The sequence below is a fragment of the Nitrosomonas sp. Is35 genome, assembly GCF_033063295.1.
Taxonomy (GTDB): Bacteria; Pseudomonadota; Gammaproteobacteria; order Burkholderiales; family Nitrosomonadaceae; genus Nitrosomonas.
The window spans coordinates 1,739,220-1,764,361 of sequence record NZ_JAWJZH010000001.1; the positions used below are offsets into that span (position 1 = coordinate 1,739,220).

The following is a 25,142-nucleotide window of genomic DNA, read 5'->3' on the forward strand; positions in this document are numbered from 1 at the left end:
TCCGTTAGTTTTTTGCGTCTGCTTCTTTATCTGCCGTCCGGAACAACTGCATTTTGTTTGACTGGATTTGGATATCAGCAAACAGATCAGGCAACGCGGCAAACGTATTAATCACGTTTTCTTCGGTGTATGGCAGAATGGAGCCATCAGGCGCTTCAATGCCCTGCTTCCATTTTTCCTTGTCATCCTTGACTTCCCAGTTCAGCACCACGGCTTTCGCGTAGAGCTGGCGGCTGATTTCGCGCTCTTTCTCCACCGGAAGAATTTCTTGTTCGATCAAGCGGCGAACAGGCTTTGTCAGGATTTCGTGAGTGCGCACAAATTTATGGTTTGCGCTACCGGCGCGTGCCACGGTCACCCGGAACTGACCGTAATCAATAACGATTCCGGATTTCTCAAGGTTTTTGTCGGTGCTAAACTGTTGATACATTCCCATTTTTTGTTTCTCCGTTTTCTATAAAATTAACGTCCAGTATTTGTTTTATTTTCAAATAAAAACAATAACTTACAATATTACCTCGTTATCGCTGCTTATTTCTGCTCGTTTTGTCAAATTCTCTTTTAAATTCAATAATTTAATTGCGCCATTTAAGACCGTTTAATTTTTTGCTCATATCATTTATCAACCCGTCAAAAATAATCGCTCCAAAGTTGTTTAAAATAGTCGTTTTTTAAACCTCAGCCACGTCCGGCAAGTAATCAAAGAACATGATTGCCGCCGTGTAATCCATGCTGGTTGAGATACTCGCCGCTGTTGCTGCGTCCATCGACACAGGCAATTTCACGGCCTCATCCAGCTTGATATCCGGATTGCCGCCACCGAGCGATATCAACGGAAGATCGATCACGACACCGGCATTATTTTTAACAATCACCACATCGATGGTCACGTCTGAGTTATTCCGGATCGCGGCGATTGCCGAAACATCGGTGAAATAGGCGGTCATGCTTCCGCTCACCGCGAACGTGCCGGCGGAAATATCGAACGACCCCAAAACACCCACAGCCTTCGATTGCTTGAGGTTGTTATTGATTTCGAGCTTGAGGTCGGTCAGGTAAGCGAACATTGATGATGGCGCTTCGTCGCTTGAAGACACGAGCGACATTTTCATGCGCTTCATGTCGGAGCTTGTGTTGTACGCATCAGCGGACACAAGCGTTGGTCTGGTGCCGGATTTCAAGCCAGTGGGACCGTCAACCGTTTGCGCATCGGTGGCCATGAAAGACATGCTTGAAGTGATCTTCGTGGCGGTGCCAATATCAAGGCTGAATTGGTTCGGGATTGCTCCGATAACGTACATGCCTTGAATTTGTGAAGGACTGCCGGTATCTGGCGCACCCAGGCTTACTTCTGGCTGGTACGTTTTGCGGACAATATTCGATCCGGTTTCGTTTTGCAGTTTGCGTCCGAACCAGACGCGAATTGTCTTGCCGGAACCGTTATCGGTAACCATGGCAGACGCTGATTTGTCGAACTCAATTGCATTTGTTGCGATCGAACGGACACGCTTCCAGCCGTTATTTGCCGCAGTTGCAAAGTTATTGCCAGCGACATCGCCGCCGAAATACACCCATTCGCCAACAGACAGGCCAAGCTGCGTCAAATCCTTTGTTGATGTCACAAGCTTTGGTAATGTGCCGGATGCATCAATGGTGGCGTCCGCCGATGTGAATTGAAAACCAACTACCACAAGCTTGCTATCAGTTGGTGGAGATGCTTCAGCGGTAAGTGTCTCAGCTACAGCTATAGAGGTATTGAGAGTCACTGTAGTAACACGATGCAGTCCGCTGTTTCCGGCATTAGTGAATCCCGATCCGAAAACCAGAGAACCAGCATAAAATCCGGTTGTGCTTACAATTTCATACGTGTCATCACCGGCATTAACGGTCACCGATGGAATATCGGTGCGTTCCGCTTTGGTTCGGTAATCCGCGAAGAAAACACCCTGCAGGATGTTCTGGTGACTGGTTTGCGTGAAGTCAGAACTGAATCCAAAACCGGCTTCAAGATCGACAACAACGCCTTTTTTGCGTTGCCGTCCATCCGTGATCGGATTTCGTACCAGGGTAGATATTTTCGCGCCCAGCTCAGAATAGTCGTTCGGCTCATATTGATTCCAGATCGGAGTACCCGGCAACACACCAATCGAGCTTTCGTCAGCAATCCGCAGCCCGGTAATATTACTGTCGATCTTATTAACATTCGTTGTCATTTAGCACCTCCGTCATTAAACAATTTCGTCGTATTCAAACTCTGCGGTTACCGTTACCAGGAACCAATTTCCGTGAATCCCGCCTTCCTTGATCTGGATTGCCCTGAACCGCACGCTGTCGATGGTCTTGCCAAGAAAAGCCATTTCAACGAGTCTGGCGAGTGTGTACGCTGCTTCTGTGCCTTCGCCGCTTGGTGTGTAGATTTCACAAGCAAGCTGGCCTTTTCGCTCCCAAATTCTTTTTCCATCCACGCCCGGCAGAGAAACTTGCCGCCCGGTTTTATGTGCAATCCGGACAAATGCCCATGGATTGCCTTGTTTCATTGGCTCCGTGTCAGGCTTCTTGTTTGGCCAAACGACCGGATAAGTTGAGTTAACCGCCCAAGCCGTATTAAATGCGCCGTACACCGTATCAGTGGCTTGCTGTTGCGTAGGCATCAGCTGTTCACTCCAATGTAGTAAAGCAGCGTCAAATCAGCTGGTTTAAGCTTCTCGATGAAAGTTATCTTGAATTCCTGTCCGCCATCGGTAACAAGCTGGTATTGGTCAAAATCTTCCGGGGTATCCTCACCTGGCTCTGCGATAAATACGCTCTGCGTGTCTTTGTATAACTCCACCGCTTCGGCCCGTATTCCAAGGCTGCTTGCCGAAGACATGGGAACGTTGACTGCATAGATTGTGGTGCTGTCAGTATTCAGCGGATCGCGCGGATTCGTAACGGGTAGCCACGGCTTGCTCAAATCAGCGCTATCAGGATCAATGCTTGATAGCCTTATCTGCCGACCTTTGGCGCGGATTTTTTCTTTTACCTTGGCAAGTTTGGCGGCGTAGTCCATTACACGTACACCCGCGTTGTTCCGGAACCAAGAATGAAGCACGCCATAAGCGCGTCGGCTTTTGGATACGGTCTTTTTGTCAGGTATCCGGATTGGTATTTTTTGGTTTCTTTGATCGGCCCGGTTTCTTCCGATTCTTCGGTGACAATCTTCCCGCTGCTTTCAATTGTCGGGTTTGGCATCAATGATTGACTTAGCGATATCAAGGCGTATTCTGCCGTTGCGCGCTCAAGCCGTTGCGGGATCCCGGTTAATGCCCTGTCCTCGTTGTCATAAATATTTAGGCGCGGGAACAGAAGCGCTTGAGTGTCTGGAAATTCCAGCGAACCTTTCAGCAAATCACCCCAGCGAATATCAATGTACTCAGTGGCGGCGATCAAAGCCGCCTCTTTCGCCGAATTTGCACCGGTCCATGCAGCAATGCCTCTTGCCGCGAAGTAGGAATCGACATCAGCAAGACTCAAATATGACTGAGCGTTGCTTTTGCCGGTACCGTCTTCTACGACAATGGCCATTTATCACGCGCCCTGTGCGTTAATTACACATTAACCGTGGTTTTTGCCGGTTGTACTGCTCGCGGATGGACCTTGCGCGCGGCCGGTCTTTGATCAATTGGCGCGCGGGTATCAAGCTGCTTAATCAATTCCAGCGCATTCGCACCATCGCCAAGCAACTGATTGCGTCTAGCAACCTTCTCAGCACGCTTGCGCGCCTCACGCTGCAAGTAATACTGAATGTCAGAGATTGGGCCGCCATTCTCAGATTTGCTTTTTTCGATAATCAGCGCATCAAGAGCTTTGGTTTTCTCAGCAACCAGACGATTGATTTGATTCTGAGCGTCAACGGCCTCATTCATATCATCCTGGGCGCGAGCAATTTGCGCGTCGATGGACATATCAAGCGGCTCTTCTTCCGCTTTTTTGGCCGCTTCTTCGGCTTCAGCTCTAAGTTTTTCAGCGGCTTCTAGTTCAGCAAGTTCCGCAGCTTTAGCCGCCGCCTCTGCCTTGGCTCTTTCCGAAGCATCCGTTTCTGCTGCCGCTTTAGCGGCTGCTTCTGCGTCAGCCTTCGCCTTGGCTTCGGCTTCCGATACGCCTAAAGGCTCTTCAATCCTGATTGGAGCGTCTTTGTCGGTTGTTTTTGGTGGCATGATTAGTCGTCTCCCAGTACCGTATACAGAACTTCAACATAACCATTGGCCGTGAAATCAGCCGCGCCGGAAATAGCAGCGTCATCAATAAGCAGGTTAAAGTAGAAAACAACGTCGGCCGCAGTGTTGTCATGAATTACGCCGGTGTTGCTTGTGCTTGTCACCAAGCGTACATTTGGCGACACTTTGGCCGTTGCAGCCCCAAGGGATGTGCTTGCCACCAGATTCACTTCCGAGCCGGATAATGTTCCGTCCGATGTTGATCCGGTACCAATCGAGATATCACCGTCAAATGTCGCCGTGATGTCGGCATCCGATGTGGTTAAAGTTATGTATCCAGCCGCACCGTGAATCAGGATATTGCCTTCAGGAAGCCGAAAAGCTTCAGCACTCCCGTAACCTGGCGCACCGTCGACAACAGAGATTGTTTTATTAACAATCCTGAATAATTGCCGGATCATGGCCTGCCGCTTGTTACCGACAGGCCGCTCAGCGCTGCGTCTACGTCCTTTTGTCATGATTAATCCTCGCTACAAAATGTGAAATTAAAAAGCGCCGCTCAAAGCTCTTACGCTTCGCGCGTGATTAATCGTGCGATTTTGATTTGCTTGCGCTCAGGGAATACGCGTTGCCAAGAACCGGCTGCCGCAAGATCGTTACTGGTTGCAGCATTGCTTGGGCCGCCAGTTGGCGCTGTTCCGGCATACTTGCAGCCGACAGGGTGAATAATCCATTCCCATCGGTGAATCAGGCTTTCTTGACCGCCACCATTACCTGCGAGCGGCAAACGATAGGTTTCCATCGGCACGCGCGCATTGCCTTGACCCAAACGAACAGCGCCGCGACCAAATAACCAGGTGTTGTATACGCCGGTAGAAACTGGCATCGAGTCATCAACGATTACAATCATGCCGTTGAAGGTTGGGATGTTATAAGCACCCTCTGAATCCGGGATCATGTCGATCAGGTTGTTTTTCTGCATGCGGCCATAAATGACCGAGTGAACGCAGATCAAGCCCAAATCCTGCATGCTGTCGCCCATGGTGAGCTTGGCATCAATGACGGCTTCGGCAGAGAAGTTTGTCACGCCATCGATATACGATGAGCCGCTGATATCAACGGTCATATCGTTTTGAACGTGCTCAGTAGCTGAAGGAGCCGCGGCGTTATCAGCAAACACACCCTTGATCGTAGCAATGAATGCATCCTGCAATCTGCGCGCCCGGTAAGCCGATGCTCTGGTGATTACGCTCTGCAATGGATCGGCGCCAGAAATGTCGGCTGACAAATCCATCGAAGACCATACCGCGTTACGTGACAAGCGGACCTGAACCTCTTCGGAGGTGGTTATCTTGGATGCAGTTGCGGTTGTGCCGTCATTGTCGGTAGAAATGTTGTCGGCATCATCCGGCAAATCTCTGAAAGATGGTGACTCGAATGTTTTGCCGCCACCGGCAAGCGCTTGATCCAACGCTGTATCAGGCACCAACACGCCAGACTGTACCAGGCGTGATTTAACTTCGGTTTCTTGCTGGATATATGGGAGGTACTGTACTGGGATAACTAGGTCAGCTAGTTTTGTGACGGCCATGGCTTTTGTCTCCTATTGGCGAGCAATTCGATAAATCGAAGCAGGCTCACCACGGAGACTTGCTTCACGGAATGTTTGTGCATCCCATGATGCGTAAAGCCTTCGTCTAACTGGATTTTCTCATCACGATCGAACCCAATTAGAGATTCGCTATAAATATTAATACTGAAAATTTAATATATCAAGTTTTATTTATACTTCACTGTTTCATCATAAGCATTACTTATGATTAATTGATTGAATTATTTCTTTTTGTGTTGACACATTAAATGTATAAGTGTATGATTGTGATTGTAGATTCAACAAAACAACAAACCGGTCTGACGGAATCAGAAACCTAAACTGGAGAGTAGAAATGTTAACAAATGAACAAGCAAAAGAAGTCGCAGCAACAATCCTCACGCAACTCGGAGGGAGAAGATTCATGGCAATGACGGGAGCAAAAAACTTCCTTGCACTCAGCGATGGTGAAGGTGGCATGCGCTTCAATATCCCAAAATTCCCCGGCGTAAAAATCAATCTAATCGAAATAGTGCTGAATGGATCTAATTTGTACGATGTGAAATTCAGCAGAGTGCATGGCCTTACTTTGAAAGAAATCAGCAGTCACACTGACATTTATTTTGATCAGTTGAGAGAGCTCTTTGAACGCGAAACCGGATTAAGAACTTCACTGTAAGGGGATTAAAATGAGATCATCAACAGCACATGCACTGGCAGAATTGAACGCCACCGGTCAAGATTTTGAGTGGTACCCCACAACCAATGAAATAATCTCAGTCTTTCACGGACACGCGAACCAGCGCCGCCCGGAAAGCCTGCTCGACATCGGAGCCGGTAACGGCAAGGTGTTGGAACGCTTCAAAGAACTGAATAACAGGAACCCGGAAGACCGCGACAACTACCATACAGAATACTTCGCAATCGAAAAAGCGCGGCCTTTGTTGGATAGCCTACCTATCGACATAGGAATACTGGGCACTGATTTTTGGGAACAATCGTTACTTGATAAATCCATTGACTGCATTTTCAGTAACCCGCCATACAGCGAGTTCGTGGATTGGAGTGTGAAAGTTATCCGTGAAGCCAATGCGAATTATATTTACCTGGTTATCCCGCAGCGCTGGAAAGATCAAAAGCAGATAATCAATGCAATCGAAGCGAGGAAGGCAAGCTATGAGGTGATTGGGTCATTCGATTTTCTGGATTCAGAAGACCGCACGGCACGGGCAAAAGTTGACCTTGTTTTTATATCGCTATGCGATGACAAATATAGAACAGGAAGTTGGCACAGGAGGAAAGGTAGCATTGACAACATGGTGGATCCATTTGCGTTATGGGTAAAAGAATTTTTCCGTCTGTCCGAGACAGTCAGCAAGCAAGACGTATCAGAATACGACAAGGCGCGGTCAGCCGAGAAGGAACGCAAGGAAACCATTAAAAATTCACTCGTTGCAGGGAAAAGCACAATCGAGGCGCTTGACACGCTGTACCGGGCGGAACTTGACGGATTAATCGGCAATTACCAGAAGGTGAGCTCGTTGGATGAGGCGCTTTTCAAGGAACTTGATATATCGATCAAATCCATCATCAGTTCTATTCGATCAAGGATAAAAGGGCTCAAGAATGCCTACTGGCACGAGCTGTTCGATAATTACGCGCCATTGACCAGCAGGTTGACCGCGGCAAGCAGAAAAGCGTTCATTGAAAACATTACGCGGAAAACGAGTATCGACTTCACCGCGTCCAATGCCTACGCCATAACTGTTTGGGCTATCAAGAATGCGAACGGATATCTGGATAACCAGATGATTGAGACGTTCAACAAGATGGTTGATTCGGCGTGCGTGATCAATTACAAATCGAACGAGCGCGTGTTTAAAAAAAATAGCTTTCGCTATCTTTATGATGACGATAAACACACGCATTTCAAGCTGGATTATCGGATTGTTGTAACCGGGCAAGGTGGCGTTTCTAGTGGATACTCATCTCGCGGAGGATTGTCGGAAAGCGCTGCCAATTTTCTGGATGATATTCTGGTTGTCGCCAAAAACCTAGGATTCGATTCAAACGATGAGGTACTCAATCACGATTTTACCGCTGGCAGCAAGGAAGAATTCTACTGCACCAACAAAGCCGGTAAACTCATCAAGCTGATGGAAGTTCGCGCCTACATGAACGGGAATCTTCACATCAAATTCAACCAGGCTTTTATGCTGGCTTTGAATGTCGAGATCGGGCGCCTACAGGGATGGATCCACAACGCGCAGCATGCGGCGGAAGAGATGGGTGAAAAGGTTGAGCATGTTTCTGAATTCTTCAATACGGCCTATTCACTGGAAAATGATGTGAATGTGGTGCTGTTATTAACTGAGAAATCGGCTTAAACAAACATCACGCCAGGCCCCGGAAGGGCCTGGTTAAACTGGAGAAAATAATGAACACACTGACTGACAAAATTGATTTAACCGATGAACAAATAACCGCAGCTTTTGCGGCAATAGGATGTGATGTGGACATTAGTGGAGAATACGGTGAGCCACATCGTTTTACCGTAACATCTGACACATTAGATGACTTTGTGAATGCGCGGGAAGATTACAATAAACCGGGAACAATAGATGAGCAAAAGGACACACATCTAATCATAAGAGATGCGGCTGTGCGCTCAGGTGATCAATGCCATGATTATTACATAATCGATTTTGGTACAGCCAGAATCATTTGCCGGGTGTAATTTACAATGAATGACAAAAAACCACACGGCCTAACCGGAAAACCAAGCAACGCCACCAAGCCGGATGATCAGAAAGCCGAATCTCACATCCATGCGCGGTGCAAATCTTCGGACAAGGCCATGTGGGTTAAGGCTGCGCAATCGAAAGGGATGAAGCTGACCGATTGGATTATTTCTGTTTTAAATTCCAATGTCAGCAAAAGAGCTTCCGATACAGGTGAAACTAAAAAAGTTATTGGACACCGAAAAGGAGTGGGCCCATTAGGGTTTCTAATGGAATTAGAGCTTGAGTGCGGGCACCTTGTTGAATTTTCCAGAGAACATAATCCAAATAAAGCAATTCCCGATCAATATTTATGCGACAAATGTTCAAAATAACGTTGCAAAAATGAAAAATGGCGCACGAAGCGCCATTGATCATCCTCCTAAGCGATACCGCTACACCTGATAAACATTAACTTCCCCGCCGGTGTAAATATCACGTTTCATCGCATATTCGACAGCTTCTTTAGCGCTTTTCCCGTGATCCATGGCGGAAATGGCGAATCTTTCACCGCTGCCTATCGAGATATAATTTTCCCGCTTGTTTGGGCATTTGAATATCCCCTTGCCGCCATCCTCCCCGCCGATAATGAATATTTTTCCGTTATCAGCAACAATTGCCGAGGCATTACCGGTATCCCTACCGGTTGGTGAAAAATATTCATCGACCAGCTTATCGTGATCTGACGTGCTACCTGTCATGAAAAACATTACCCCGTCTTTAACGATGCATTTTTCGTAAGCATGATCGACAACCACTCCATCGGCAACCGATAGCGTATCAGTTGCCACCACTCCATCACGATAAGCAATGGTGGTCATATTTTACGCTGCCTTTTGCTGTGGTCTTGGGCCTCCCACATAAGTACCAGCAGACCGCGCCATTTGTTCTGCGCGCTTCTGATCGGCGTTCAATATTTCGGTCTGCTTGGTTATGTTCCAACCGGTAGCGGTCCAAGGGTTGTCACCGGAGATACCGCCTCCACCACCGTTACCTTTAGAATCGCCGGATTGACTGGCCGGCCACCAGTAGCGTTTTTTCTGTTGCATTTCGCTTAACCATACTTCCGGATCGACGCCGGGCGTTACGCCAACCTGATCCTTTGTGATTACCCGGCCATCCTCGGTAATTTCCATAACGTTATCCGCATAAAGCAGGATATCGTCCAACGCTTCGGGTATAACGCCTATTTTTAATGCGGCCGCGCGCGCTTTGTCGTGAATTGTGCGCTTCTGATCCTTGGCCTTAAGTTCAGCGGTAACGCCTTGTTCAGCTGCAAGCTGGTCCTTGAGTTGCTTGTTTTCGCGCTCGACCGGTCCAAGCTTGGTTCTGAGTCTGCCTTCGACAATTTCATTGATCTTGGCTTCATCAATCTTTCCGGCGGCGGCCGCCTCAAGTTCTTTGATGCGATCAAGTTGGGCAAGCAGATCAACCGGGTCTTGATCGCCCAATAGAGCAAACTTTTCCTTCAATGCTTTGTGATCGGCCCGTTCTTTAACGAGCGCTTGCGTTACCTTGTCGATATCGCCCTGCGTTTTCATGCCTTCGACACCGGTCAACAGGTATGTTTTGTCAGACTGTTCGGTATACAGCTCATGAAAAACCGAATCCAATCCGTCGAGCGTGGTAAGTTTGAGTTTAAGTTGCATTGGCATCGCTATTCTCCTAGTTTAAAAATTTGCTCACATCTAACCCGGCACGTTCAAATGCTGCTGCGTCCCGCTGCGCAACCTCTTTGAGTGTCAGAGTTGTCCCGTCTGCATCGATAAATTTATCCAACGTGAGCCCGCCCTTCCTGAATAGGTCGGCGCGCGTTTTTCCAAGCGTATCGATCTGGAATTCTTGAGTTTGGGTTTTAAGCCAATCGTTGTATGTGGTTTTGGCCGGCACCTGGCCAACCAGTTCACGAATGCGTCCGCGCGCCCAGTCGTCATAGTCACCCTTGGTTCCGCGCGGCAGATCATCGCGGCTTTTTATCGATCCAAGATCATTCTTTGCCGCGTATTCTTTGACAAGCAGGCGCTCAGTAACCGGTTTCGATGGCCGAACCCCGATATCCTGTGATAAGTACATCACGCGGGCGGACCGGCACCCAGGATGCGCAGGCGGCTGCGGACCTTCACCGGGCTTGAATGTTTTTCCATCGGTTGCCTTGCAAAATGGCGTTGTTCTGCCGTCGAGCGTGGAAACCCACTCTTCCATCTCAACGATGTCGGCATTTGCCAGAGACACCTCGCGGCGCGCGCTGCTTGTTATGTGCTGCATAGCGGTGCGAACCATCATGTTCACCGATCCGCGCGTCATTTGAGTGATTCCGTCCGTTCCTTTTGCATTGGCGGTGCCGAACAGATCGCGGGTAACCTCCTGCGCTGTTCTGCCTTGGACAATCCCGGAATTGATAATTTTGTTGATTCTGGAAATATCGTCTTCTGTTAACTTGCTCACCCAATCGGAAAGAATCCTGCCTTCAAATGGTCTTTCCGTGACAATTGCTTTCAATGTTTCCGGGTGAGGCGTAACCGTATCCAATATCACGGGCGATACGCTGGTAATCAGGTAGGCATAGAACTTCGATTCCTGCGCCACCATGGATAGCGACTCATCGTACAGCAACGATCCGGCAGACTTCCACGCCTCACCGCGTATCTCAAAAATGACTTGCTGCAGCTGATTCAGTCTTTCCCAATCACCAGGCTTGGTCAAGCCTTGAGATTTTCCTAGTCTCGCTATGAGCTTCCCTGATATTTCATCCTCAGTTTGGTCGAGCAGATCATTGATCTTGTTGCGCACCCCGGCAGAATAGCGCAGCACGTACGTTTGGTGACGTAGCGCAGCGTCGTACATCTGTTTATTAGATGTTTCCATTAGCTATTTCCCACCTGCCTATGGATGAATCCGTTTTCTTGACTGGCCTTTCGGCGTGATTGAACCGCTTCTTCGAAGGTTGCAAAAGTTCCTATATGCACACTCTTGCCGTTAATACTGATGTTTGCAGTCCATTTTCCAGTTGCTTTATACCAGTGAACCCCAGGATGACCGCTCGTGTTAGTTGCTCGTAATTTCTGATTCCTGCAATTTACTGATTGCGTAACATCTCGCAAGTTGGAAATAGCATTGTTCAGGCAATTTCCGTCGATATGATCTATATGATGATCTGGCCAAATGCCATATATATAAAGCCACGCTAAACGGTGAGCCAAGTACAACTTGCCGTTAAGATTAATATAAATATATCTCGCGGCTCTGTGACCAGCAAAAGCTCCGGCCTTTGCGTTATTTGATCTCTTAATCAGATTTGTGAAAATACCTGTTTTGTGGTCGTAGTGAAGCACTCGCTTCAGCTCTTCTTGAGTAATCATATTAATTTCTTCGTTTGCTGTGGGCATGCTTAATCAATCGCCTCATATGCGGAATGAAAAAGCTCTTCACTGCAAACCATGAAAACAACATGGCCGCTTTCCATCACCTTAATTAGCCACTGCCCCTCTAGTACGCTATGCCTTTGTTTTAAAGTTTCCAGTTCGATTGCTTCTATTCTTGCTTCGGCAACACTGTCAATATGTCGCGCTTTAGAGATTTCACCCAAAGCTTGCCCGGCGAATGCACGCAAATCTTCAATTCCGGATTGTGTGTATTGGAATTTAATAGCCTCAACAGGCGGCTGTTGTTTTTGTCGATAAAGCGTCATATCATTTTTCTCCAGGTGTGTGGTTATTGAAGTCCACCATCCTGCCCGGCCAACGCCTCAAGCTCTTGCTCATACGTTTTGTCAGTCATGCCGCCCTCGCGCATCCGCTCATGGATTGTTTCATCAGAAATGGGGGCGCCCATGGTTTGGGCCGTTTTCATGTCAATCACATCCTTGGCTGTTATGGTCACATCACCGAAGTCAGTGAATGGAGTCACAACAACCTCATCCGGATCGAGCTGCATCCAGTTGGCAATAAGTTTCAGCATTTTCTCGACTGCGGCAGCCGATGACTTGGCGATTTGCGTGAGACTTGCGGCCTGTGATCCCTTGCGGGTAACAAGCGCATCATTGCTCTCAACAGATCGCTTATCAAGAAGCTTCATTGCTTCATCCTCGGCTCGCTTGTAATCGTTTTCGAGCGCTAACCGCTCCTCGGTCAAACCTTTGGAATTTACGCCAGTAAAATGTGCATCACCGCCAAGACCGACATCAATGCAGGCGCCAGCCCCAGTTCTCACGCTATTGTTCGTAGTTTCGTCTCCCACGCCCATCGGCATGTACCCGATCCTGACAAGCGTGTCTTGCGATTGCATGTACAAGTGATACCGGTAATTTGCCTCCGAACGATAAATGCCCAGCACTTTGTTTGCCAATCCCAGTAGCGGCGGCATATCAGGCGTAGGCAAGTTGTCTTTGGAATTCACAAAAACAAACGGAATCTCTTCCAGCGGCCGGCCGAACAGCAGCACCGGCTTCATTTCGGATTGATTTATTTCGTCCTCGAACTTGCCGGTCACAAAAACATTCTTTCCGTTTTTATCCGCTGCCAGAGACAGAACCCTATATGTATCCTTGGTGGTCCATTTATAGTCAGAGTCGAGTTCTGTAGTCGGCTCGCTCAAAACCACCATGCGCAGACTGGCCACTGTCCCGGTTTGGAGTATTCCTTCGTCCCAGTTGGTTATCGATTCGCCGTAGTAAAGCGATATGTAGGGCAAATCCGTCTTTTCATCGCTATCGAGTAGCAAACCGAGCCGCCCGGCGATTAGTTGCTCTTCGTTCATTCTTCGGATGAGCGCATGAACCGATTCGCCATGCCTGGTAATCCTGTTAAGCAGAGGCTCCATTTTCACCGGGACATTAATCGTTGCATTTTCTTTGTGCATCGTACCGATTGCATTTTCAACTTTTTCCTTTACCAACCACGGCACGCGCGCGCCCTCGATGTACTTTTTATACGCAACAGCGCCAGGCTCTCCCTGGTTAAGTCCATCCAAAGTCTGCGCAACGGTAGGCGATAAGTAAGTTACAGTTTTTCCCTTAACATGGCGTTCGCCTTTGTAGAAATCCCGCACCGTCTGCATGTCGCGCATAGATTCATCATAATCAGGGTGTGTGTTTTTTACGCTCATAGTTTTAGGTTCCGTGAGTTCTGGTTGATGATGCAACTTGAAGCACCGGCATTTCATACGCGACAAAATACCCTAGCGCGTCATTTCCATGATCAAATCCGGCGGTTTTATCAGGCTCTCCGTTTGCATCGTAGGCTTGCTTTTCAAGATCGCTTGCGGTCCTTGGGCATTCTCTTGCGTTGACGAATAACTTGGCTTTGGTGAAAGCCACGTTTACCGCGTTGACGCGATCCTTAACAAAAGGATTTGACGCTTTTGCTCGAACTTCAAAACCAGATCCGATGAGAAGACCGATATCGGTGATTGATGCACCGGCTGAGTTACGTCCCGCGCCGGAGGCGTCCGGATACACAATAATCCTATTCCGCGCAGCCCATCGCTCCTTGATAACCTTGATCATTTCCGGCGTATCAAGAATGTCGTTTAACTCAGCCACGCAATGAAATCCGTTTGTTCGCTTCACAAATACACGCGCCGCCATTTTCTGCACGTTGAAATCCATGCCGATAAAAAGAATGTCTCCGTTCGGATTGATGGTTTCTTTGGAGTTATGCGTTACGCGGTTATAGGATCGGTAAACGGTGCCTGACTTGAGGTTTACGAATTGACCATTAACATAAGCCAGGACAAGCTCAGTTGAATAGGCTTCAATGAGCGAAGGAATATAATCATCCGGCAAATTTATTTCATTGTCGTAAGTGCTGGCCTGGATTAGCCCGTAGTTATGCGCAAGCTCAGGTTTGGCCACGATATCTTCGACAAACAGCTTGTGAGTTGCCAGGAATCCTTCAGGGGTTGTGGTTACGTCGATCCCGTTCCTGAGTCCAGCAATCTTGTAGCGCATGCGCGCGATGATTTTCTTCCACGCCAGCAAAGCTTTGTGAAGCGGCAGCACGTCAAATTCATCCACCAGGGCATGCCCGATCTTAAAACCGATTATTGAAGCCGGATCATCCATGGAGCGGCAGATCGTGGTTCCGTAATACCAGCGGCCCGAGTAAAAATGAACCTCTTTATTTCCTTGGTTGATTTTTACGTGCATTCCGAAGGCATAAGCAACCTCCTCAATCGTTGGATAGAAGATATCTCTGATCATCGGGTACGTGGGCGCAAAGTACCCGGCTTCTATCCCAGGATGTTGAAAGTAATGGTTGCACATCGCCATTCCTCCGACGAATGTCTTGCCGCTACCATACCCAGCCACAAACGCCCGAAACTTGTTCTGAAGAGCAAGAAAATTAGACTGAGGGATATTCGCCCTTGGGTCGGCTTCAATTAGAGCCAGGCTTGCGACCATCGTATGTCCTGATAATTACTTTTGCTGGTGGTGGCGTTGTTGTGTTGTCAGATTCAGCATTTCTTTCTGACCAACCTGCTTGTGTTTTCAAGAAAAATATTTGTGCAGTTATATCCCCTTCACGCGCTTTTGTTTTTAAAGAGCTAGCAATGCTTACTATCGCTGCTGTTTTGCCTTTTTTATATCTTGCCATCGCTTCAGGTTGCCTATCCAGAATCCTGCTAAATGTCCTTGCGGCAATCATAAAATAATCAGCTATTTGCGGTATTGTTAAAACAGAAGCCAAAGCTTCAAGCTGCGATAACTGTTCATCTGAAAGAACCTTTGGCGGCTTTGGGTTGAACGCTTTGGTCATTGTTTACCTGAGTGTTTATTTTTATTTGTGTAATTGTGCTTTATTTAAATATTTTCAATTAAATATCAATAACTTAAAAGTATTGATATATTAATTTTATGATATTTACAGAATTTATTTTTTAATCAATAAAAACAATAATTTACAACACGTTTTAACGGCGTTTAATTTTATTTTTGATACTTACATATTGCCAGCCATCTAATAATTGCTCATACATCGGTTTATTAAGTCGTTGTAATTGTTTATTTATTTTGATCAAATCAAAAAAGATGTTATAATTCAGTTGGTTGCATAACTTTATTAACCATCAATTAAGGAGTAATCATTATGAAACCTCAATTCAACCCAGACGGCACAAGCATAAAAGGCTGCTCATACATCTACGCCCCGAAAGGACAGGCCGGAGAGTACGCCCCTCTTGCAACCAATCCTTATCGAGGATGCGGCCACATGTGCGCTTACTGCTACGTTCCAAAAGTACTTCGCATGGACAGAGAAGAATTTAATTCCGGCGCAGTTGTTCGCCCCAATTACATTAAAAATCTTCGCAAAGATGCTGAAAAATACAAAGAACTCGGAGTTACAGAGCAGGTTATGTTTAGCTTCACGACAGACCCATATCCACCGCAACATCACATAGAGACAAGGCAAGCAATAGGTATTTTGCGTGATCATGGTCTTGGTTTTTGCACGCTTACAAAGGGTGGAACAAGAGCGTTGCGAGACATCGATTTGTTCAGATCAAACAAAGATGCGTTTGCTACAACTTTGACAAGCCTTGACGACAGTTTTAGCAAAAAATGGGAATCCGGCGCGGCACTTCCAGGCGACAGATTGGAAGCGCTTAAAAAATTCCATGACAAAGGAATTTTTACTTGGGTTAGCCTCGAGCCAACTTTAGATACTGAAGCTAGCATTAAGATCATTGAAGAAACTCATTCCTTTATCAGTTTGTATAAGATTGGCAGAGTCAATTATCTTCCGATGACCAAAACCACTGACTGGGAAGATTACACTCTCAGAATACTTGACACAGTAAATCGCCTTGATGCCAAACACTATATTAAGAAGGATCTGCAAAAGTATCTCCCTTCCGGCTACCCTAATCCGCTTCGCGTGCAGCAGCATCATTAACGGTAAAGCAAAAATAATGCTTTCTGTTTTTTGATCTGTGAATTATTTTTTTCACCCCCATAAAAAACAGCCACTCTTTCAGATAATCCCAGCCCCTTCTCGCCACAAGAGACGGGGCTGATTCTTTTATAGATTCCGGAAATTTAAGATCGTCAATTATTTTGTGTGGCAACGCACCGTGTATTGTTTGAATTGCAGTAACAAAAACCACGCCATTAAAATTAGAATTGATCACTATATCTATTTGATCAGCAGGTATTCCGTAGGCATCCAAATCAATCACGTCGTAATCTGATAAATCAAGCTCAGTCAGAATTCTGCTGTTATCTCCGTGAATATGAAATTGCATCAAATCTATGCGCTTATCGATCGGCGTTCTCTCTACGCTTTTTCCTGATATTTTTTTTACCGACGACCATACCGCGCCTTTCCCGCCGAAACAATCCAGCACTTTTAATGGTCTGTTATTAGGCCATGGTGAATTTTTTATTCTCATCATCACCTTGTCTGCAAGGTGGTGATTATCTGTCTTTTTAGTTGCTGGCATAGTCAACCAACCCACCATTTTTTTCTATTTCGGATAGGACATCATCGATGTTTTTTATTGTTACCCCAACCGGTATTGATAAAAGGATTCTTGTGCACTTAAGTGGCCTCAGCACCTCATTTTTTTCGTCAAGCTCTTCTTTTTCGATGTCATTATTAAAATCAATTTCACTTTCCATGCCGAGCTCAATAAGCTCGTTTACGTCAAATGTTTCAAGAAGCATTTCTTGATCCCATTCGCCAGACATGCCTTTTGGTGCGTTGTCCACAACCAAAAATCTTTTTTTCTTATCTTCAGAAAGGTTTGCTTTTCTTACCCATTCGTCTGGAATCTCTTTAAATCCAAGCTGAATTATCGCTTTCAGCCTTTGGTTTCCGCCGATAACTGTATTATCCTCATCAACCACAATTGGCCTTAGTGTCATGAACTCAGGGTCTTCTCTAATGCTTTCACAAAGACCATTTAAAGATTCAGCAGATATCTTTCTAGGATTGTTCTTCTCCGGTTTTAATGCTAATACTTTTATCATTTTTATCCTGATTCTTTATGATCTTAATTATAATTCATTTCTAATTAAAAACTTATACCACAACATTCATTCATCAGTAAAAGCTTATACATTGAGCAAATTTTTTTCAGAACTTCATATTTTCTTACCAACAAATGACTGTCTAACCTCTTCCCATTTTTTTACTATGCATCTTTTAGCCATTATTCACCCCAATTTAAACCTGTCTCTACATGGCGCGCAGAATCCGAACACCAATCTTCCGCTCTCCTCTTCGCAAGAGTCGCATATTCCAGGTAAACCCTCTGGAATTTCAGCCGCAGCCGCGCGTATAGCCGCAATATTACGCTCTTCCATTTTCTCTATATGATCATTCGCCATGTCTGCTTCATCCGCCATCACGCCGCCTCCAAACTCAATTCACGCACAATCACAACAACGCCTGGCACATCGGCATAGCGCTTCTTTTGCCTCGTCTCGACGATTTGAACATCATCTTTGTAAACCACGTTGTTCATTCCATCTGCGCATGCTTTGAAAATGTTGTCTATGTCTGGCTTCTTCGTGGGCATGAGCAAACCCTGAATTGCCTGCGCTTTCTTCTTGAGCGACCAGGATTCAGGAATCGGAAGTCTGATATCAAGCTCCACCGACACAGCGCCCTGGATCAAATCTCGCCCTGCCATAGCGATCATGGCTGAATGCGCCACCAGCCCTTCATAATTGGCTGTCTTTTCCGGCGTGTACATGGTGATGAACTTTCCGCGCCGAGCAGCTTTCGCCCTACCTTTACCGACCGGCGCACCCGGCACCACGAATTGAATTTCAACTGTCATTTTCTTTCCTCAGCCTTTTTATTCCTGCGCCTAAATTTCAATTCATTGATAATCTGATCCGCAAGCGCGTCGCCGAACAGTTCTCGCCATTTGGCTATGCACCTTATCTTGTATTCCCTGGTAAAGCATAGCTCGATAAAATCCGCGCCCTCTTTCACCGTTGGCGCTCTATATTTCATGTGTTTATTTCCAATAAGCTGTTGGTCAGATTAGTTTGGCTTCCTGCCCGATTTAACCACGCTCTTTTAGCACCGCTGCGCGCTGCGGCATCAAAGTTTCAGGCACTGTTGATCCAGTTCCCCGTCTATCCATGAGTGTTCGCTAAGCGGAGTTTCACCGCCGCGGCCAAGTCTTTCTAACCAACAGGTGGTGAGAACTGATCGACTTATTAGAGTTACTTCTTTCATAGTTAATGATCGTCAATTCCCACCCCTCTTGATTCCGTCTCTCCGGCTGTCACGCATTCCGTACAGGGCGATTATTTAGTTGTATCTTCCCAGCGTTTAGGTGTTCACTGTGTTGCTGTACCATCCGCAGCCACCGGTTTTGTGCGGCAAAGTTCTCTAAGACCGGTCTCCTACGCATTTGCGTTTCATAGCATTTCGGCTAATCGTCAGGGAGATTGGTGCCTGTTGTCCGGTTACAGGCTCCGAATATTGCTACTTAATAACTTCTTTCACGGTCACGGATTTTCCGTCATAAACAACCAAAGAATGTGTCTCACCGTCCTGCAAAACTTTTGTATGAGTGCCGCCCTCATGGCACGGATCGCCAGATATTTCTATATGCACTTCTTTTTTACTCTCACAATGCGCTTGAATCGTTACTGTAGTTGTCATTTCAATTCCTTGATTATTTAAAATTGCTCGGCTTGCACGAGACTCCGCTGAGTTTGCCGAATCCGCCATCAACTTCATGACGAACCCGGCTACAGCCTCACTGATACTGGCCAGTGTTAACCGCCGCGAATTCGCAGCGGATCAGTGTTATTAAAATTTCAAACCGCACCTAGCACACAAAACATGACCGTGTTTATTTGTAAATCTATGAGATGAGTCTTTCGGACATATTCGATTTAATACATCTTTAATTTTATTTTTCATATTGTTATCAACCACATTTTCTAATTCCCCCGAATTCGATGGTTTTAACAAGCATGCAGGTTCCAAAATTTGCAGTACCCGCTTGTGTCAGGTAAGGAACCTGCATGCGTGTTAATTTGCTGGCGGAAGCTCATACCGGCACGTTATTGACTTCAAAAGCGCCTGATTTTCGTCGTCAATGTCGCATAACAACCACGCCTCATCGCCGGTTACTGGATGTTTAACCCAGTGCACACAGTAAAATTCACCGGATTCTGCTTGAGCTAGAATTCTTCGGTCTTTTGGTGCAGTTTCTGGTGGATTTTTCTTTGTTGCAGCCGCAAATCCGTCGATAAATGCCAGTTTTTCTCTTTTTGTAGATAAATCTGACATCCATCCAGCAAGAGCATCGTCCAATTTACCCATCAAGCCACCTCAGTTTTATCAATCAGACGCAGATCAGGCGCCGATATTTTCATAAATACACCTTCCTCAGCCTTTACCAGCTCAAGAAGTTTGTTGCTCGCTGCTGATCCATCGCGGTATGGCAACAATCCGGAAACATGCTTTGCAGTCAACCGCCCCTTTTCAACCGCCTCCATCAGAACATGCTCGCGGCTCCGATGATCGTGGCCAAGCGAAGGTGACCACTGAACCTTGATTCCATCTTCACGAGCGCGCGAAACACGATCTTTGTACGCTTCGAGGAACGCCATGCGCGCCTGAACCGTGTCGCCCTCTTCGATCAACTTGTAGCAAATGCCAAATGCCTCGGCCATTTCCTGAGTCCAAACCACAGACGATGATTCGTGCTTTGGAATCATTGTCCAAGCCTCTTCAGGGCCTGGCCTGCCGTCATCGATGCGGGACAGAACTGCTTCTACCGTGAGTTTTGATCTCAGTCCTTTGCGACATTTTTCCAGCGCTTTCATGATTTGTTGCTCGTCGTATCCAGCCAAATCATTGGCCATGACACGGGCTGCATCGAGCGATAATTCTGTTTGCGTGAGTTCCGCAGTTACGGCTATTGCCTTGAGTAAATTTTCACTAATTGGCTGCATTCTTAGTCCTATTTTCGTCAATCAACTGGTTGAAAACATTTGCATTTGATTGTTTCTTGTCTGCCTGCCTAGCTTGCGTTCCGGTCATTTGCCTGTTCGTAGCCCACTCAGTTCTGAGTTTTTCAGCATCGGATAGCAAAAGCTTTGCTGGGTGCATTTGCTGCACGTAAAAATGATTGTTGTGATGCACGTAAAACCTTGCGACATGGGGAGATTCTTCCTTCCCAATGCGTTTTACGAATTGCGCTAACTGACCGTTTACGGTTGCGTTTCTTACCGGTTCTGATCCGTAACGAAGGAAATAGGCTTCGCTATATGCGTTCCAGGTTTCCGCAGTAATCGGTTCCTCGGATTTTTTGACCGGGGTTATGTCGGGTTTCCCGACTACCCCCGAAACAGAATTAATAGATGATGTATCGTTAGATACATTATCTATAATCCCTGTCCCTGTCCCTGTCCCTGTCCCTGTCCCTGTCCCTGTCCCTGTCCCTTGCGATCCTTTGACGATCGCGCCCTGATCGGGGGGCGATACATTTTTTATCGGGGGGCGATCCTTAGGCGATCCCGCCATGATGGTTACGACTAACTTCTTTTTGAGTGTGCGCGATTGCGGAGCGATGTTTTGTAGCAATACAATTGCCTCAATGAGCTTGCTTTTAACGCCGTCAGTATCAATTTCAACACTCCATCTTTTTGAGTTACCGGCGGCACCTGAAAGACTGTTAGCAAGCTTCTCTATCCATGCCTCAAGCACTTTTTCAGCAACAACGGGATGATAAAAACGCCCGTCTACACACTTAATCCAGCCATATAACGCCATGTTTTTAATCTTAATCCAGCTTTTAACGTCCCGGCCGTACTCTGCAAGTCTAGCCAGCGCAATGTCATCGTCGGGAATCGATGCGGCTGGAATCTGATGATAGGATTTGAGCCATAAAGTTACCCCTGCTCGCCACTCGGCGTCAGTTGCGCGCGCATGAAATTCAGAATTAAAGAGGCGCACAATATCGACAGGCATGAATTGAAAATCACGCAAGTCACATTCGCTTGGAACAAGAGGAAAAATTATTTCGCTCATAAAAAAATTCAGGCTCAAAAATTCATCTTAAAAACTTTTTAAAAAAATTAAAAAATTTCTAAAAAAATATTAAAAAAATAAAAAACTTTTCAAAAAAATTTGAAAAATTTCTCAAAAAAACCTCCGGCTCGACCTATTTCGGCGCCGGAGGTAAAGGCCACGTCAAAACGAGAAATATTGACGGCTAGGAGTAATCTGGCCAACAAACCAACCGGAACAGTTAGGTAAACCGGTTGGCTATTGGGTTTTTCACACGATTTGAAGCGTATTACCCGTTTCAACACACCGGCCGGATTAAATCCGGTTCTGACGCCAAATAATTCGGGCGCACGGGCTAAGTGGTTTCTTTTCATTAAGGAGGTTCTTATGAAAAACTTGATCATTGTTTCTTTGCTTGAATTGGCTGCACATTCAATGCTGATACCTGCGGATCAACCAGCGCTCTGGCTTTTCTGACAACCTCTTCAAGTTGAATCAGTTCTTGTTGCGCTTTAACCCATTCATCCGGCGTTGCGCCATCAAGCAATTCGGTTATCGCTTGGCACGCCTCAGCGCCTTCTTTGATCAATGCCTTTAGGTGATTAACCGGCTTGTTATCGATAGGCTTTTCGGATTGATCGGCAGCACTTGCAACCAAATTCATTGATCTCAGCATTTCGTTTATGCAGCGGACTCTTAAGTCGCTTGGTAAAGATTGAATAATTACGTGCAGAAAATTGGTATCGAGGAAATTCTTGTCTTTGGTTCTATCATCCAGCCAGCGGAATATGCGCGTTGAATTGACTCTGTTGCGCGTGAATATGTCCGGATGATTGGAGAACTGATCCAGTCCGGGCAACCCTTTTGGATAAATCTCATAGTATTTGTTGATGATCGCTTCAGCCGCAGTTTCCCGGCTCCAGTCGTTGGATGATCTCCATTCCTCGACATGCTCTGAAACAATCGATATCCAAGTTTTTTTATGCGCGCTGTGTTGCATGACTTCCCTCAATATTTTTTCTAAGCTGGCAGCATGGGAAATCATGCTGCCTTATCTGAGTTCGTTTGTTCTTGCTGGAATATCTCTGGATATTCAAGTTTTACGTATGGCGGTATGCCTCTCACAGTCCAGTTATAAACGCGCTGAACCGTGTATCCAAGCCTGTTTGCAACAGTTGATACACCGCCCAAAGATTCAATCAACTTTGAGTCTGAGAGTATTTTTGTTTGTGTGTTTTTATCCATGCAATAAATACTAAACGAGTTGTTTAGTTTTTGCAAACAATTTGTTTCCATTTTTTATATTTAGAAGAAATAGAATCATTGAATGAAAAAGGTTTGGGACGAATCCACTGATATGGGCAGGCTATTGATAGCAGCTAGAGCAAAATATCCGGATATAAAAAGGTTTGCGGATATTGCTAGACATTTGGATGTGTTCGACGCAGTCCTTACGAACTGGAAAAAAAGAGGAATTCCGGCCAATAAAATATTTGAGCTAAGTGAAATTTTTTCTTGCAACCCAAGATGGCTTGCCACCAATGAGGGGGAAATGAAAGAAACCAATTCCAATCAGTTTGGAATTAATTTTGATGAAGTAAATTTAGAGAAAATTAAATATTTTAAAGAAAAAATTATTCCAATGAGCGATGAGGAATTTTTAGCCAGGAAGGAATTATCTGAACAGGCAGATAGAGTTGCTGAGATTGCAAGAAGCAAGAAATCAGGAAAAGGGGAAAACGGTGGTGACGTTGAGTAATTGGTGCCACGACGAAGATTGCAAATGCAAATGCGGTTAAAAATGGGGATTCTACTTGACTTATTGTTAGTCTTTTTTTGTGTGTACTTGATTTACGCCATTATTACTGGAAAGAAATTGTTTCATGGGTTAAGAGCTGGCGCGCAAATTATTGAACCAAAGCCAATATATTCTGAGTCCGATATTCAAAGAATAGGTCTTCACCTTAAAAGGTTGATAGATATTATTAATGAATCTATTGACATAGCAAGGAAGTCAACTAATGCTGAAACTAAATTGTCGCGTCTGGGAGTGGCAAACGATAAATTAAGGGAAATACATGATTACCTTGGCAGATATCCGTCAATATCTCTGTCACACCTAGAAAAATTACAATCAAGAATTAATGAATTGCATGAAGAATTCAATTTGTCTGGTATTAATAGCATTGCTTCTGGTCAAGTTTTAACCGCAAGAGCCCTATTAAAACAAGCAACGCAACTTAAGAAAGAAAAGCAATTTGATGCAGCGTGTGAGAAATTGAAAGAAGCTTATTCTGCTTATGGTGCAAATGAATTGATGACGAAAGATTTTTTGCGACTCCCCATGTATCTGCAATTAGCCGGAAGAAGCGAAGAAGGTTGGGATTTGCTTAATGATTTGCTCAAAGATAACACGAGCATATTTGATCAAGCTGAAATAGCACATCAAATACAGATTTTTTTACGAAAAGAAAAAAAATACAAACTAGCGGTATTATTTTCAGCATGGGAAGCATGTGAAGTAGTCGAGCGAGATCTATTCAACGTAAGAGATTGTATTGAGATGGCTGACATACAGGCCTCTGATGATTTTTTACGCGAGATTTCAAAAAATCAAGAAGTTTATGGGTACACACCAAACGGCAATCCTATAACTCAGTATTCCTATGATTTTTTCAATAATAGATTACTAGAAAGCAAGACGATAGAATTTGTTCGCTCAAAATTAGAAAGTGATTTGGAAAAATCAGATTGCTCAGAAAAGTTAGAGCAATTATCCAATGATCTTCATGAGTACATCACAAGCAATAACAAATATAGGTTAAGTGAAGTAATTGCGATAGTAAGAAAATATGTCAATTATGATGAGAATGGCGTTTTTCGATTGCAACAATCATGAGTAATAAATTCTCTGCCAAAGCTGAAAGAATAACAGCAAAGTACAAATATAAATAAGGCTGCAAGTATTGGTTATGGCTCTACTACGAAAGATGCAAATGCAAAAGTGGATAAAGTTTATCTAGGCTATGCGGCTTACTGGGGTGGTAGAGTTTTTTGAATGAAAATAATCATTCGCCACATTTTTTACAAATCTTTGGTATAGGTTATATGGAAGCCATTTGCGTTCTTTCCATTCAGGAAGCACACCAGGCTGATTAAATGCTTCCTCCTCATTTTGGTAGTTAAGGATCTTTGCTAATGCTTTTTCTGCATCGTTTAGTTCTGTATTTTCCATGTAATCCTCGGAGGGGTTATGAGCAATGTTGAGGTATATGCGCCATTAGTTAATGGATCAGTGTTTCCTTACCATGAGACAGGAGAAAGTTGCAAATATCTGGTTGATCGAATTTTAGGTGATGACTTGCGCCCGCCCGCTAAAAGCTTGGTTCTAAAAATTATAACTGATTCAGGCAAAACAGTTATATTAAATATTCCGAATGATCATTCAGCGGCAACAGTAAGAATTGATGGCGAGATTATCTAAAATAATTACCAGAACCATCCACCTACGCGATGCTGCTGGCCGGGCTGGGGTTAATTGGGTTTATGGCCGGGCAGAGAAAATGATAGATTATTTTGATTATGTATTGAC

The 25,142-nt window shown here is 45.4% G+C and carries 34 protein-coding genes and 1 pseudogene; 9 read left to right on the forward strand and 26 right to left on the reverse strand.

Features of this window, described 5'->3' with window-relative positions:
- Positions 1-4: 4 nt before the first annotated feature.
- The 8 genes from R2083_RS08075 to R2083_RS08110 form a co-directional block, all read right to left on the reverse strand.
- A complete protein-coding gene (locus R2083_RS08075) occupies positions 5-436 on the reverse strand; it encodes a hypothetical protein (RefSeq protein WP_317538110.1) in 432 nt (143 codons plus the stop codon).
- A 235-nt stretch (positions 437-671) separates the two neighbouring features.
- On the reverse strand, positions 672-2,213 hold the full coding sequence (locus R2083_RS08080) for a phage tail tube protein (protein ID WP_317538111.1): 1,542 nt from the start codon (positions 2,211-2,213) through the stop codon (positions 672-674).
- Positions 2,214-2,228: 15 nt separating this feature from the next.
- Positions 2,229-2,651: a phage tail terminator-like protein gene (locus R2083_RS08085; protein ID WP_317538112.1), complete on the reverse strand. Its 423-nt coding sequence runs from the start codon at positions 2,649-2,651 to the stop codon at positions 2,229-2,231.
- Positions 2,651-3,049, reverse strand: coding sequence for a hypothetical protein (locus tag R2083_RS08090; RefSeq protein ID WP_317538113.1), 399 nt, complete (start codon positions 3,047-3,049; stop codon positions 2,651-2,653). Before R2083_RS08090 ends, R2083_RS08085 begins: the two co-directional genes overlap by 1 nt.
- The gene (locus tag R2083_RS08095) at positions 3,049-3,564 is read right to left on the reverse strand and encodes a DnaT-like ssDNA-binding protein (protein ID WP_317538114.1); all 516 of its coding nucleotides are present in this window, start codon (positions 3,562-3,564) and stop codon (positions 3,049-3,051) included. The genes R2083_RS08090 and R2083_RS08095 overlap by 1 nt, the downstream gene beginning before the upstream one ends.
- A gap of 23 nt (positions 3,565-3,587) precedes the next feature.
- Positions 3,588-4,196, reverse strand: coding sequence for a hypothetical protein (locus tag R2083_RS08100; RefSeq protein ID WP_317538115.1), 609 nt, complete (start codon positions 4,194-4,196; stop codon positions 3,588-3,590).
- Between the two features lie 2 nt (positions 4,197-4,198).
- Positions 4,199-4,714, reverse strand: a complete 516-nt coding sequence (locus R2083_RS08105; RefSeq protein WP_317538116.1) for a hypothetical protein — start codon at positions 4,712-4,714, stop codon at positions 4,199-4,201.
- Positions 4,715-4,764: 50 nt separating this feature from the next.
- Positions 4,765-5,787 carry a hypothetical protein gene (locus tag R2083_RS08110; RefSeq protein ID WP_317538117.1) on the reverse strand — a complete coding sequence of 341 codons (1,023 nt, stop codon included), beginning with the start codon at positions 5,785-5,787 and terminating at the stop codon, positions 4,765-4,767.
- 355 nt (positions 5,788-6,142) lie between these two features.
- Between R2083_RS08110 and R2083_RS08115 the strand changes: the two genes are divergently transcribed.
- The 4 genes from R2083_RS08115 to R2083_RS08130 are packed head-to-tail and all read left to right on the forward strand — an operon-like array spanning position 6,143 to position 8,902.
- Positions 6,143-6,466 (forward strand): hypothetical protein, encoded by a 324-nt coding sequence (locus tag R2083_RS08115; protein ID WP_317538118.1) that lies wholly within the window; start codon positions 6,143-6,145, stop codon positions 6,464-6,466.
- A gap of 10 nt (positions 6,467-6,476) precedes the next feature.
- Positions 6,477-8,174, forward strand: coding sequence for a DUF4942 domain-containing protein (locus tag R2083_RS08120; RefSeq protein ID WP_317538119.1), 1,698 nt, complete (start codon positions 6,477-6,479; stop codon positions 8,172-8,174).
- Between the two features lie 50 nt (positions 8,175-8,224).
- Positions 8,225-8,524, forward strand: a complete 300-nt coding sequence (locus tag R2083_RS08125) for a hypothetical protein (RefSeq protein ID WP_317538120.1) — start codon at positions 8,225-8,227, stop codon at positions 8,522-8,524.
- Between the two features lie 6 nt (positions 8,525-8,530).
- Positions 8,531-8,902 (forward strand): hypothetical protein, encoded by a 372-nt coding sequence (locus tag R2083_RS08130; protein WP_317538121.1) that lies wholly within the window; start codon positions 8,531-8,533, stop codon positions 8,900-8,902.
- 60 nt (positions 8,903-8,962) lie between these two features.
- On the opposite strand, the gene R2083_RS08135 is transcribed toward R2083_RS08130, so the two are convergent.
- Genes R2083_RS08135 through R2083_RS08170 form a run of 8 tightly spaced genes read right to left on the reverse strand, consistent with a single transcriptional unit; the run spans position 8,963 to position 15,322 of the window.
- Positions 8,963-9,388 (reverse strand): hypothetical protein, encoded by a 426-nt coding sequence (locus R2083_RS08135; RefSeq protein ID WP_317538122.1) that lies wholly within the window; start codon positions 9,386-9,388, stop codon positions 8,963-8,965.
- A gap of 3 nt (positions 9,389-9,391) precedes the next feature.
- A complete protein-coding gene (locus R2083_RS08140; RefSeq protein WP_317538123.1) occupies positions 9,392-10,222 on the reverse strand; it encodes a hypothetical protein in 831 nt (276 codons plus the stop codon).
- 10 nt (positions 10,223-10,232) lie between these two features.
- The gene (locus R2083_RS08145; protein ID WP_317538124.1) at positions 10,233-11,432 is read right to left on the reverse strand and encodes a phage minor head protein; all 1,200 of its coding nucleotides are present in this window, start codon (positions 11,430-11,432) and stop codon (positions 10,233-10,235) included.
- On the reverse strand, positions 11,432-11,953 hold the full coding sequence (locus R2083_RS08150) for an HNH endonuclease (protein ID WP_317538125.1): 522 nt from the start codon (positions 11,951-11,953) through the stop codon (positions 11,432-11,434). Before R2083_RS08150 ends, R2083_RS08145 begins: the two co-directional genes overlap by 1 nt.
- Before the next feature lie 2 nt (positions 11,954-11,955).
- Positions 11,956-12,255, reverse strand: coding sequence for a hypothetical protein (locus R2083_RS08155; RefSeq protein ID WP_317538126.1), 300 nt, complete (start codon positions 12,253-12,255; stop codon positions 11,956-11,958).
- Between the two features lie 23 nt (positions 12,256-12,278).
- Entirely contained in the window at positions 12,279-13,670 is a 1,392-nt protein-coding gene (locus tag R2083_RS08160) for a DUF4055 domain-containing protein (RefSeq protein ID WP_317538127.1), read from the reverse strand.
- A 4-nt stretch (positions 13,671-13,674) separates the two neighbouring features.
- Positions 13,675-14,967 carry a terminase large subunit domain-containing protein gene (locus tag R2083_RS08165; RefSeq protein ID WP_317538128.1) on the reverse strand — a complete coding sequence of 431 codons (1,293 nt, stop codon included), beginning with the start codon at positions 14,965-14,967 and terminating at the stop codon, positions 13,675-13,677.
- A complete protein-coding gene (locus tag R2083_RS08170; RefSeq protein WP_317538129.1) occupies positions 14,942-15,322 on the reverse strand; it encodes a hypothetical protein in 381 nt (126 codons plus the stop codon). The genes R2083_RS08165 and R2083_RS08170 overlap by 26 nt, the downstream gene beginning before the upstream one ends.
- Positions 15,323-15,652: 330 nt before the next feature.
- On the opposite strand from R2083_RS08170, the gene R2083_RS08175 reads away from it, so the two are divergent.
- Positions 15,653-16,459: an SPL family radical SAM protein gene (locus R2083_RS08175; RefSeq protein ID WP_317538130.1), complete on the forward strand. Its 807-nt coding sequence runs from the start codon at positions 15,653-15,655 to the stop codon at positions 16,457-16,459.
- Here the strand turns inward: R2083_RS08175 and R2083_RS08180 are convergent.
- From R2083_RS08180 to R2083_RS08220, 9 genes are all read right to left on the reverse strand, one after another.
- The gene (locus R2083_RS08180; RefSeq protein WP_317538131.1) at positions 16,428-17,006 is read right to left on the reverse strand and encodes a hypothetical protein; all 579 of its coding nucleotides are present in this window, start codon (positions 17,004-17,006) and stop codon (positions 16,428-16,430) included. The two genes, R2083_RS08175 and R2083_RS08180, sit on opposite strands and share 32 nt — an antisense overlap.
- Positions 16,993-17,535, reverse strand: coding sequence for a ParB N-terminal domain-containing protein (locus tag R2083_RS08185; RefSeq protein ID WP_317538132.1), 543 nt, complete (start codon positions 17,533-17,535; stop codon positions 16,993-16,995). The genes R2083_RS08180 and R2083_RS08185 overlap by 14 nt, the downstream gene beginning before the upstream one ends.
- A 377-nt stretch (positions 17,536-17,912) precedes the next feature.
- Entirely contained in the window at positions 17,913-18,350 is a 438-nt protein-coding gene (locus tag R2083_RS08190; protein ID WP_317538133.1) for a RusA family crossover junction endodeoxyribonuclease, read from the reverse strand.
- Between the two features lie 659 nt (positions 18,351-19,009).
- Positions 19,010-19,267: a hypothetical protein gene (locus tag R2083_RS08195; RefSeq protein WP_317538134.1), complete on the reverse strand. Its 258-nt coding sequence runs from the start codon at positions 19,265-19,267 to the stop codon at positions 19,010-19,012.
- Between the two features lie 297 nt (positions 19,268-19,564).
- On the reverse strand, positions 19,565-19,858 hold the full coding sequence (locus R2083_RS08200; RefSeq protein WP_317538135.1) for a hypothetical protein: 294 nt from the start codon (positions 19,856-19,858) through the stop codon (positions 19,565-19,567).
- Entirely contained in the window at positions 19,858-20,493 is a 636-nt protein-coding gene (locus tag R2083_RS08205) for a hypothetical protein (RefSeq protein WP_317538136.1), read from the reverse strand. Before R2083_RS08205 ends, R2083_RS08200 begins: the two co-directional genes overlap by 1 nt.
- Positions 20,480-21,571: a DUF1376 domain-containing protein gene (locus R2083_RS08210; RefSeq protein WP_317538137.1), complete on the reverse strand. Its 1,092-nt coding sequence runs from the start codon at positions 21,569-21,571 to the stop codon at positions 20,480-20,482. Before R2083_RS08210 ends, R2083_RS08205 begins: the two co-directional genes overlap by 14 nt.
- Positions 21,572-21,660: 89 nt before the next feature.
- Positions 21,661-21,924, reverse strand: a complete 264-nt coding sequence (locus R2083_RS08215) for a hypothetical protein (protein WP_317538138.1) — start codon at positions 21,922-21,924, stop codon at positions 21,661-21,663.
- A gap of 26 nt (positions 21,925-21,950) precedes the next feature.
- Positions 21,951-22,595 (reverse strand): hypothetical protein, encoded by a 645-nt coding sequence (locus R2083_RS08220; protein WP_317538139.1) that lies wholly within the window; start codon positions 22,593-22,595, stop codon positions 21,951-21,953.
- Positions 22,596-22,877: 282 nt separating this feature from the next.
- Between R2083_RS08220 and R2083_RS08225 the strand changes: the two genes are divergently transcribed.
- Together R2083_RS08225 and R2083_RS08230 are read left to right on the forward strand one after the other, a co-directional pair.
- Complete coding sequence (locus R2083_RS08225; RefSeq protein WP_317538140.1) at positions 22,878-23,309, forward strand: hypothetical protein; 432 nt, start codon at positions 22,878-22,880, stop codon at positions 23,307-23,309.
- Between the two features lie 30 nt (positions 23,310-23,339).
- Positions 23,340-24,449, forward strand: a complete 1,110-nt coding sequence (locus R2083_RS08230; RefSeq protein ID WP_317538141.1) for a hypothetical protein — start codon at positions 23,340-23,342, stop codon at positions 24,447-24,449.
- Between the two features lie 120 nt (positions 24,450-24,569).
- Here the strand turns inward: R2083_RS08230 and R2083_RS08235 are convergent, their stop codons facing one another.
- Positions 24,570-24,785 carry a hypothetical protein gene (locus R2083_RS08235; protein ID WP_317538142.1) on the reverse strand — a complete coding sequence of 72 codons (216 nt, stop codon included), beginning with the start codon at positions 24,783-24,785 and terminating at the stop codon, positions 24,570-24,572.
- Positions 24,786-24,803: 18 nt separating this feature from the next.
- Here R2083_RS08235 and R2083_RS08240 point away from each other — a divergent pair, with 18 nt between their 5' ends.
- Entirely contained in the window at positions 24,804-25,034 is a 231-nt protein-coding gene (locus tag R2083_RS08240; protein ID WP_317538143.1) for a hypothetical protein, read from the forward strand.
- 8 nt (positions 25,035-25,042) lie between these two features.
- Positions 25,043-25,117 (forward strand): annotated as a pseudogene (locus R2083_RS08245) (PEP-CTERM sorting domain-containing protein); the annotation flags it as partial.
- Positions 25,118-25,142 lie beyond the last annotated feature (25 nt).